Origin of the sequence: Kitasatospora sp. NPDC036755 (assembly GCF_040636595.1) — a bacterium.
Classification (GTDB): Bacteria; Actinomycetota; Actinomycetes; order Streptomycetales; family Streptomycetaceae; genus Kitasatospora.
Genome location: NZ_JBEZUT010000353.1, coordinates 1 through 8,778, shown reverse-complemented (window position 1 = coordinate 8,778; position 8,778 = coordinate 1). Strand labels below are relative to the sequence as shown.

Here is an 8,778-nt window from a genome sequence, read left to right as displayed (position 1 = left end):
CCGTGCTCCTCGGAGGAGCACGGCCGCCGACGTCGTCGCACGACCGGACGCCGCGCCGCGCGAACGCCGAGGGCCGCAGGAGTCGGGTGACTCCTGCGGCCCTCACGCCCCCTCGGACGGGGATCGCGCCCGGTCAGGCGGTGCGGTCCAGGTCGCCGCGCAGCACCGGGTGGGCGAAGGGGCTGCCGTCGGCGTAGCGCGCCAGCTCGTCCGCCGCCGCGGCGGCCATCCGCCGCAGTTCGCCGCCGAGCGAGCCGGCCACGTGCGGGGTGAGCAGGACGTTGGGCAGGTCGTAGAGCGGCGAGTCCTCCGGCAGCACCTCCGGGACGGTGACGTCCAGGACGGCGTTGAGGCGGCCCGAGACCAGCTCCTCGACCAGGGCCTCCTGGTCGATCAGCGAGCCGCGGGAGGTGTTCACCAGCGTCGCCCCGTCGCGCATCAGGGCGAGCCTGCGGCGGTCGACCATGTGCCGGGTGCCGGGCAGTTCGGGAGCGTGCACGCTCACCACGTCGCTGCGCTCGCACAGTTCGTCGAGGGTCACCGAGCGGGCGCCCAGCGCGGCCGCCTCGGCCTCGTCCACGTACGGGTCGTGGAGCAGCAGCTCCAGGTCGAAGGGGCGGAGCAGTTCGAGGACGCGCCGCCCGATCCGGGAGGCGCCGACGATGCCGGTGGTGCGCCGGTAGTTGCCGGCCTCGGGGTAGGCGGCCTGCCAGTCGTGCGGGGCCCGCCGCGCGCGGTAGTCGGCGCTGAGCCGCAGCAGCTGCTTGTTGGCGAGCAGCACGTTGGCGACGGTGTACTCGGCGACGGGCAGGGCGTTGGCCCAGGCGGCCGAGGAGACCTGGATGCCGCGGTCCCAACAGGCCTCGGTGACATGGTGCTTGACCGATCCGGCGGCGTGGACGACGGCGCGCAGCCGGGGCGCGGCGGCGAGCACGGCCTCGTCGAGCGGCGGGCAGCCCCAGCTGCTGACGATCACCTCGGTCTCGGCGAGGACGGCGGCCGCCTCGGGGCCGGTGAAGTCGTCGACGACCAGCACCGGGTCGAGTTCGGCGAGGGTGGTGAGCCGGGCCATGGTCTCGTCGTCGACCAGCCGGCCGACGAGGTCCGGGGTCATGACCAGCAGGGCGCGCGGGCGCCGGCGCGGCGGGGTGGGCGCGTTCCCGGTCGCGGCGTTCGGGGCGGGCGGGTTGGGCACGTGGTTCTCCGGCGCGGTCGTGGAGTCGGCGGTCTGGTGGGTCACTTGACGCTTCCCGCGGTCAGACCGGCCTTCCAGTGGCGCTGGAGGGCGACGAACGCGACCACCAGTGGCACGACGGCCAGCAGCGAGCCGGTCACGACCAGCGGGTAGAACTCGGGGAACGCGTGGGTCTGGGTGTTCCACGCGTACAGGCCGAGGCTGACCGGGAAGAGCCGGTTGTCGGAGAGCATCACCAGCGGCAGGAAGAAGTTGTTCCAGATCGCGGTGAACTGGAACAGGAACACCGTGACGAAGCCGGGCATGACCATCCTGAGCCCGATCGACCAGAAGGCGCGCAGCTCGCTCGCCCCGTCCGTCCGGGCGGCCTCCAGCACCTCGCCGGGGATGTAGCCGGCGCAGAAGACGCGGGCGAGGTAGACGCCGAAGGGGTTCACCAGGGAGGGCAGGAAGACCGCCCAGAAGGTGTTGGCGAGGCCGAGTTCGGAGGCGAGCAGGTACATCGGCAGGGCGAGGGCCGTGGTCGGCACCAGCACGCCGAGCAGGACCAGCCCGAACAGCTTCTCCTTGCCGGGGAAGGCGTACACGTGGAAGGCGTAGCCGGCGCCGACGCAGACGAGGGCGCAGAGCAGGGCTCCGATGCCCGCGTAGAGCAGCGAGTTGAGGTACCAGCGGAAGTAGATGCCGTCGCCGGTGGTGGCGAGGGCGTGCAGGTTGGCGCCGAGGTTCCAGTTGGACGGTGTGAGGGTGTGGCCGCCGAGGAGGTCGCCGGTGTTCTTGGCGGCGGCGGTGAGCAGCCAGCCGAGCGGCAGCAGGGTGTAGGCGGCCGCCAGCACGAGGGCGCCGTTGACGGCGGCCTTGGACAGGGTCCAGGGCGTGCGCCTGGCCCGGCCGCGGTCGGTCCTGGGCGCGCGGGGGCGTCGGCGGGTGTCGCGTTCGGGGGCGAGCGTGGTCATGCGGAGTCCTCCGTCCGGCGGGCGGGGCGGGTGCGGGTCGCCCAGGTGACGAGGAAGGACAGGACGGCCGCGGTGAGGGCCAGCAGCACCGAGGAGGCGGCGGCGAGGCCGTAGTCGCCGCGGTCGAAGGCGGCGGTGTACGCGTACATGTTGGGGGTCCAGGTGCTGACGACGCCGGGTGAGGCGCCGTGCAGGATCATCGGTTCGGTGAACAGTTGGAGGGAGCCGATCACGGTGAACAGCCCGACCATCACGATCGAGGCGCGGATCAGCGGGATCTTGATGCTGAGGACGGTGCGCAGCGGGCCGGCGCCGTCGACGATCGCGGCCTCCAGCACCTCGCGCGGGACGGCCTGGAGCGCGGCGTAGAAGATGACGGTGTTGTAGCCGACCCATTCCCACAGCGCGATGTTGACCACGGCGGGCAGCGGGTTCCCGAGCAGGTCGGGGCTGCTCCCGGCGGAGTTCAGCGCCTCGATGACCGGGCTGATGCCGGGGGTGTACAGGTACATCCAGATCAGGGCGGCGATGATGCCGGGCACCGCGTGCGGCAGGAACAGCGCGAGCTGGAAGAAGCGGCGGGCGCGGGCCAGCGTGGAGTCCAGGAGCAGCGCGAAGACCAGGGACAGGCCGACCATCAGCGGGATGTACAGCAGGCAGTACAGGGCCGTGGTGCGGAAGCCGTCGAGGAAGGCCGGGTCGCCGAGGGCGCGGGTGTAGTTGCCGAGGCCGGTGAAGACCGTCTCGATGCCGCCGAAGCCGAGGCCGGAGCGGTGCTCCGAGTAGAGGCTGAGGTAGACGGCGTACCCGATCGGGACGAGCGTGCAGGCGGTGAAGAGGACCAGGAACGGCGCGAGGAGCACGGCGGGCGCGCCGTAGCGCCCGGGCCGGAGCCGCCCGCGGGTGGGGCGGGCGGGCTCGGTCCGGGCGGCACGGCCGGTCGGAGCGGTGGTCACTGGGCGACCTTGATTCCGCGGTTCTTCAGCTCGGCGACGGTGGCCTGCTGCGCCGCGTCCACGGCGGACTGGACGGTGCCGCCCTGGGTGAGCTTGCCGAAGGCGTCCTTGAGGGAGTTGTTGGTGGCGCCCATGGCGGGGCCCCACTGCCAGCCGGGCTTGATGGACTTGGCGGCGTCGCCGTAGATCGCGTAGACGTCCTGGCCGCCGTAGAAGTCGGTCTTGAAGGCGGCCTGGGCGACGGAGACCAGGGCCGGGGCGGCCGGGTAGGCGGAGGAGGTGCCGGAGGCGATGCGGGCGTTGAAGCCCTCGGGCGTGCTGGTGGCCCAGGTGGCGAACTCCACCGCGGCCTTCGCCTTCTTGCTGTTCTTGGAGACGGCGAAGGTGGTGCCGCCGAGCATGCCGCTGGCGGGGCTGCCGTCCCAGGTCGGGACGGGGGCGACGGCCCACTTGCCGGAGGCGTCGGGGACGGTGCCCTTGAGCACGCCGCCGCCCCAGGTGGCGCCGAGGTAGCCGGCCGTCTCGCCCTTCTGCAGGGAGGCCGTCCACTGCTGGCTGAAGGACGGCATGACCCGGACCAGGTCGTCGTTGATGAGCTGCTGCCAGTAGTCGGCGACCTTCTTGGTCTCCGCGCCGGTGGCGTCGACGTTCCAGGCGTCGCCCGAGCTCTTGAACCAGTGGCCGCCGGCCTGCCAGGCCATGGCCTCGAAGGTGGTCGGGTCGTCGGGGAAGAAGGTGGCGATGCGGGCGTCCGGCTGGGCCTCCTTCAGCTTCTGGGCGGCGGTGCGGAACTCGTCCCAGGTCTTCGGCGGGGTGATGCCGGCCTTGTCGAGGAGGTCCTTGCGGTAGTAGAAGGCCTGCGGCGAGGCGTCCAGCGGCAGGGCCCAGGTGGTGCCGCCGAGGGTGGTGAGTTCCAGGGCCTGGCTCAGGTACTTGGCCTTGACGCCGTCGGTGACGAGCTTGCCGATGTCCTGCACGGCGCCCTGGCTGACCATGTCCGGCAGCTGCACGTACTCGACGTTGAACACGTCGGGCGCGTTGCCGGCCTTGACCGCGTTGGAGATCTTGGCGTAGCCGCCGGCGACGCCGGAGGGGATCTCCTCGTAGGTGACCTGGATGTCCGGGTGGCTGGCGTTGAAGGCGGCCACGACCTCCTTGGTGCCCTTGGCCCAGCCCCAGAAGGTGAGGGCGACGGGCTTGCCGTCGCCGGCGCCACCACTCGAGGAGTCGCTGCCGCAGGCGGCGAGGGACGTCACGCAGAGGGCGGACGCGACGAGCGCGGCGGCCAGGCGGGGGGCTCTGCGGACACGGGCGGGGGTCGTGGACATGGCTCGTCTCCCGGTGGAGGGGGGTGTGAGGGGTGTGGCCATCCTGGGACCGCGCTTCGATCGAAGTCAAGGGTTCAGGATCAAATGATCTGTTTCGATCCGGCCCAACCGTCAATGTTCAGGCTTCTTTACGGGAAAGCGCCCGTTCCGTGACGTTCACCCCTGTCCAGCCGGATCATTTGATCAATATCATGGGCGATCGATCCGGGTCATCCCCGGACTCGGTCCCCGCCCCACCCGAGGAGCCCGGCATGCCCCCGATCGAGCTACCGCCCGAAGACCGCGCGCTCAGCCCCCTCACCGGCTGGACCAGGGCGCACTGGGAGGCCGCCGCCGACGGCCTGCTGGCCGCCGTCCGCCGCCACGCCGGCCCCGCGCACGCGCTGATCGGCCTGCCCGGCGACCGTCCCAGCTGGTCCGGCCCCCGCTCGGACGGGCTGGAGGGCTACGCCCGGACGTTCCTGCTGGCCGCCTTCCGGGTCGCGGGCGCCGGCGGCGACGACCCCCACGGGCTGCTCCCGGCCTACGCCGAGGGGCTCGCCGCCGGCACCCGCCGCCCGACCGCCGACCGCGCGCTCACCGATACCGACCCCGTCTCCTGGCCGGTGATCACCGACCGGGGCCAGGCCATGGTCGAGGCCGCGTCCATCGCCCTCGCCCTGCGGATCACCCGCCCCTGGCTCTGGGACCGCCTCGACGAGGACGTCCGCGAACGGGCCGGCGCCTGGCTGTCCCGCGCGCTCCACCACGCCCCCGTGGACAACAACTGGTGGCTCTTCCCGCTGACCGTCGGCGGCTTCCTCGCCGAGGCGGGGATCGACACCGAGGCCGCCGAGCGGGCCGTGGAACGCGGCCTGGCGAGGATCGAGACCTGGTACCGGGGCGACGGCTGGTACACCGACGGGCGCCCGCGCGCCTTCGACCACTACAACGGCTGGGCCTTCCACCTCTACCCCGTCCTGCACGCCCACCTGGGCGGCCACCGGCAGCTGCTCGACCGGTACGGCGGCCGGCTCGCCGCCCACCTCGACGCCTGTGCCCGCGCCTTCGGCGCCGACGGCGCCCCCGTCCACCAGGGCCGCTCGCTCACCTACCGCTTCGCCGCCGCGGCCCCGCTGTGGGCCGGCGCCCTCAGCGGGCACACCCCGCTGTCCGCCGGCACCACCCGCCGCCTCGCCTCCGGCGCCCTGCGCCACTTCCTCGACCGCGGCGCGCTCGACGCCGAGGGCCTGCTCACCTCCGGCTGGCACGGCCCGTACCCCCCGATGGTCCAGCCGTACTCCGGCCCGGCCTCCCCCTACTGGGCGAGCAAGGGCTTCCTCGGGCTGCTGCTGCCCGCGGACCACCCGGTCTGGACGGCCGTCGAGCAGCCCGGGCCCGCCGAACTCGCGGACGCCGTCCACCCGCTCCCCCGGCCCGGCTGGCTGATCCAGTCCACCGCCGCCGACGGCCTCGTCCGGCTGCACAACCACGGCAGCGACGACCAGCCCGCCGACGAGGTGCTGCCCGACGACCCGCTCTACGCCCGCCTCGCCCACTCCACCGCGACCGGCCCGGTGCTGGACGGGCCGCCGGACAACCACCTCGGCCTGATCGCCGGCGGCGCCCTCACCGAGCGCGGCCGGATCGAACCGCTCGGCGCCGGCGACGGCTGGGCCGCCTCCGCGCACCGGCCCCGGGCGGGCGGCGAGGAGCTGCCCGGCGTCGTCGTGACCTCCCTCGTGCTCGCCGCCGGGGCCGAGGAGGTGCACGCCCACCTGGTCACCGGGGCCCAGCCGGGCACCGAGGTCCGGCACAGCGGCTGGGCGGCGGCCGGCGACGGCGTCGCCACCACCGTGGACGGGCCGCTCGCCACCGCCACCGCCACCGGGGCGGACGGTCTGCCGCTGCTCTCCCAGCTGCGCCACGCGGAGGGCTACACCACGACCGGCACCGACCCGCTGCCGGCCGGCACGGCGCTCGGCGCCGTCGGCGCGGTCCCCCGTGCCACCGGGCGGACCACCGGCGCGGCCACCCTGTTCGTCAGCACCGCCCGGCTCGCCCGGGGCCCGGTGCCCCGGCCGCCCCTCGCGGCCGTCGGGATCCGCACCGAACGCACCCCGCGGGGCCACCTGCTCCACGTCCACTGGCCGGACGGCACGCGGCACACCGCCGAACTCGCCGACGGCTCCGTCACCGTCCACCGGGAGGACTGACCCCGTGCGCCTCGCCCTCTCAACCCTGGGCCTGCCCGGCCGCCCGCTCACCGAGGTCCTCCGGCTGGCGGCCGAGCACCACTGGCAGGGACTCGAACTGCGCTGCGCGCCCGGCGAACCGGTGCACCCGGGCCTGACGGCCGCGGAACTGCGCAGTGCCCGAAGGGAGTTCACCGCCCACGGGATCACCCCGCTCGCCGTGGCCTCGTACCTCGGCGTCGCCGCGCCGGGCGAGGACGACCGGGCGGTCGCCGACCTGGTCGGCCACCTGCGGCTGACCGCCGACCTCGGGGCGCGCCACCTGCGGGTCTTCCCGCACGGCGAGCGGTCCGCCCCGGACGAGGACGACCGGCGGGCCGCCCGGCGGCTCGCCGCGGCGGCCGACACCGCCCACGCCCTCGGTGTCCGGATCCTGCTGGAGACCCACGACTCGCACCGCGCCGGGCGGGACGTGGCCCGGGTGCTCGACCTCGTCGGGCACCCGGCCGTCGGCGCGCTGTGGGACCTGCTGCACACCCACCTGGCCGGCGAGAGCCCGGCGCGGAGCCTGGCCGCGCTCGCACCCCACCTCGGCTACGTCCAGGTCAAGGACGTCGCGGGCGAGGACGACCTCACGCCGATCGCGCTCGGGGCGGGCGTGCTGCCGATCGCCGAGTGCGTGCGCGCCCTCCCGGCGGACTGCTGGGTGTCCTGGGAGTACGAGGCCCCCTGGTACCCGGCCGCCGCCCCGCTGCCCGGGCTGCTGGACGCCGGCGCGGCCCACCTCGCCCGGCTCGCGGCCTGAGCCCCGGGCGGGGCCGGCCGGGGCGACTCAGCCGGCCTCGCCCGCGCCGCCGCAGGAGGTGCGGACCTCCAGCGAGGGCAGCAGTTCGAGGCGGTGCACGGGCAGCGCGGAGCCGAGCCGAAGGCGGCGCAGCAGCAGTTCCACGGCGGCCGCGCCGACGGCCCGCTTCGGCGGCGCCACGGCGGTCAGCGGCGGCGCGGCGAGGGCCGCGAACACGTCGTCGTACGCGATCAGCGCCACGTCGTCCGGCACCTGGACGCCCCGGGCGCGCAGCAGCGGCGGCAGCTGGATGGCGTCCTGGTCGTTGTGGACCAGGACGGCCCGCACGCCCCGCCCGGCGGCCTCGGCGATCCGCTCGGCGACGGCCTCGGAGTCGACGCCGGGGCGGCGGATGTCGATCACCGGTTGGGGCTCCAGTCCCAGCAGCGCCGTCCCCTCGGCGTACCCGGCCCGGACCTGGTGCGCCGTCCAGGTGTCCTCCCGGGCGACCAGCAGCACCGAGCCGTGTCCGAGCGCGACCAGGTGGCGCAGCGCGAGCAGGACGCCGTACCGGTGGTCCGAGCCGACGGAGTCCAGCAGCGCGCCCTCGCCGTCGGCGGGCGGGCGGCGCTCGACGAGCACGGCGGGTACCGGGAGCCTGCCGTCCCCCAGGCCGCGCTCGCCGCCGGCCGGGCGCCAGTTGGGGGTCAGCAGCAGGCCGTCCACACCGGAGTCGAGCAGCTGCCCGATCTGGGCGCGGTCGTCGGCCGACTCGTACGGGGCGATGGCGAGCACCAGGCGGGCACCGGCCTCCGTCGCGGCCACCCGGGCGCCGCCGACCACCTCGTCGAAGTACGAGCCGACCGTGGGGACGAGCATGCCCAGGACCGTCTCGGCGCCCTCGGCCGCGGTGGGCTTGGCGCGCGGCAGCGAGACGGAGCCGTGCGAACGCTGCAGCAGCCCGTCGTCGGCGAGCACCGCCACGTCGCGGCGGACGGTGACGGCCGAGAGGCCCATCCGGGCGGCGAGGTCCACCACGCGGACCGTCCTGAGGTCGCGCACGACCTCCAGGATCCGGGACCGACGCTCCTCGGCCGTGATGGTCATGGCTTCCTCCTGCGTACCCCGTGCGCACGGTGTCTGATCGGATCCGGCTCGTTCAATCGAAATTCGATCGAACGAACACAGATGTGCCGAGTCGATCAGAACCACCGTACCGGTCACCTCAGCGTCCGGTCAGGTCCTCCCGGGTTCCCGGCCTGCGGAAATCCCGCCCGGGAGGTCCGGTTGGTCCTGATCGCCCGGATCCGTCCGCGCTCCCGCCGGCCCCCGGGCCTCCGACGGCGCCGCGCGCCCGGCCGCTCCCCCACTCACCGGGCCGGCCG

General features: G+C 74.6%; 7 protein-coding genes. 2 read left to right on the top strand and 5 right to left on the bottom strand.

The genetic code is table 11. The features are described from left to right. Positions 1-133 precede the first annotated feature (133 nt). The 4 genes from AB0E96_RS34725 to AB0E96_RS34710 form a co-directional block, all read right to left on the bottom strand. On the bottom strand, positions 134-1,114 hold the full coding sequence (locus AB0E96_RS34725; RefSeq protein WP_359829783.1) for a hydroxyacid dehydrogenase: 981 nt from the start codon (positions 1,112-1,114) through the stop codon (positions 134-136). Positions 1,115-1,236: 122 nt separating this feature from the next. Further along, entirely contained in the window at positions 1,237-2,151 is a 915-nt protein-coding gene (locus tag AB0E96_RS34720; protein ID WP_359829781.1) for a carbohydrate ABC transporter permease, read from the bottom strand. Continuing rightward, on the bottom strand, positions 2,148-3,014 hold the full coding sequence (locus AB0E96_RS34715; RefSeq protein WP_359829782.1) for a sugar ABC transporter permease: 867 nt from the start codon (positions 3,012-3,014) through the stop codon (positions 2,148-2,150). Before AB0E96_RS34715 ends, AB0E96_RS34720 begins: the two co-directional genes overlap by 4 nt. A gap of 89 nt (positions 3,015-3,103) precedes the next feature. Beyond that, positions 3,104-4,435: a sugar ABC transporter substrate-binding protein gene (locus tag AB0E96_RS34710; protein WP_359829780.1), complete on the bottom strand. Its 1,332-nt coding sequence runs from the start codon at positions 4,433-4,435 to the stop codon at positions 3,104-3,106. A gap of 251 nt (positions 4,436-4,686) precedes the next feature. Here AB0E96_RS34710 and AB0E96_RS34705 point away from each other — a divergent pair, with 251 nt between their 5' ends. Both AB0E96_RS34705 and AB0E96_RS34700 read left to right on the top strand, forming a co-directional pair. Beyond that, entirely contained in the window at positions 4,687-6,630 is a 1,944-nt protein-coding gene (locus tag AB0E96_RS34705) for a DUF2264 domain-containing protein (RefSeq protein WP_359829779.1), read from the top strand. Between the two features lie 4 nt (positions 6,631-6,634). Next, entirely contained in the window at positions 6,635-7,414 is a 780-nt protein-coding gene (locus tag AB0E96_RS34700; RefSeq protein ID WP_359829778.1) for a sugar phosphate isomerase/epimerase family protein, read from the top strand. Positions 7,415-7,441: 27 nt separating this feature from the next. Here the strand turns inward: AB0E96_RS34700 and AB0E96_RS34695 are convergent, their stop codons facing one another. After that, the gene (locus AB0E96_RS34695) at positions 7,442-8,500 is read right to left on the bottom strand and encodes a substrate-binding domain-containing protein (protein ID WP_359829777.1); all 1,059 of its coding nucleotides are present in this window, start codon (positions 8,498-8,500) and stop codon (positions 7,442-7,444) included. Positions 8,501-8,778 lie beyond the last annotated feature (278 nt).

Bases quoted from the DNA above. Each gene is read 5' to 3' on its own strand.
- AB0E96_RS34725 (WP_359829783.1), bottom strand. From the start codon at position 1,114: ATGACCCCGGACCTCGTCGGCCGGCTGGTCGACGACGAGACCATGGCC.
- AB0E96_RS34720 (WP_359829781.1), bottom strand. From the start codon at position 2,151: ATGACCACGCTCGCCCCCGAACGCGACACCCGCCGACGCCCCCGCGCG.
- AB0E96_RS34710 (WP_359829780.1), bottom strand. From the start codon at position 4,435: ATGTCCACGACCCCCGCCCGTGTCCGCAGAGCCCCCCGCCTGGCCGCC.
- AB0E96_RS34705 (WP_359829779.1), top strand. From the start codon at position 4,687: ATGCCCCCGATCGAGCTACCGCCCGAAGACCGCGCGCTCAGCCCCCTC.
- AB0E96_RS34695 (WP_359829777.1), bottom strand. From the start codon at position 8,500: ATGACCATCACGGCCGAGGAGCGTCGGTCCCGGATCCTGGAGGTCGTG.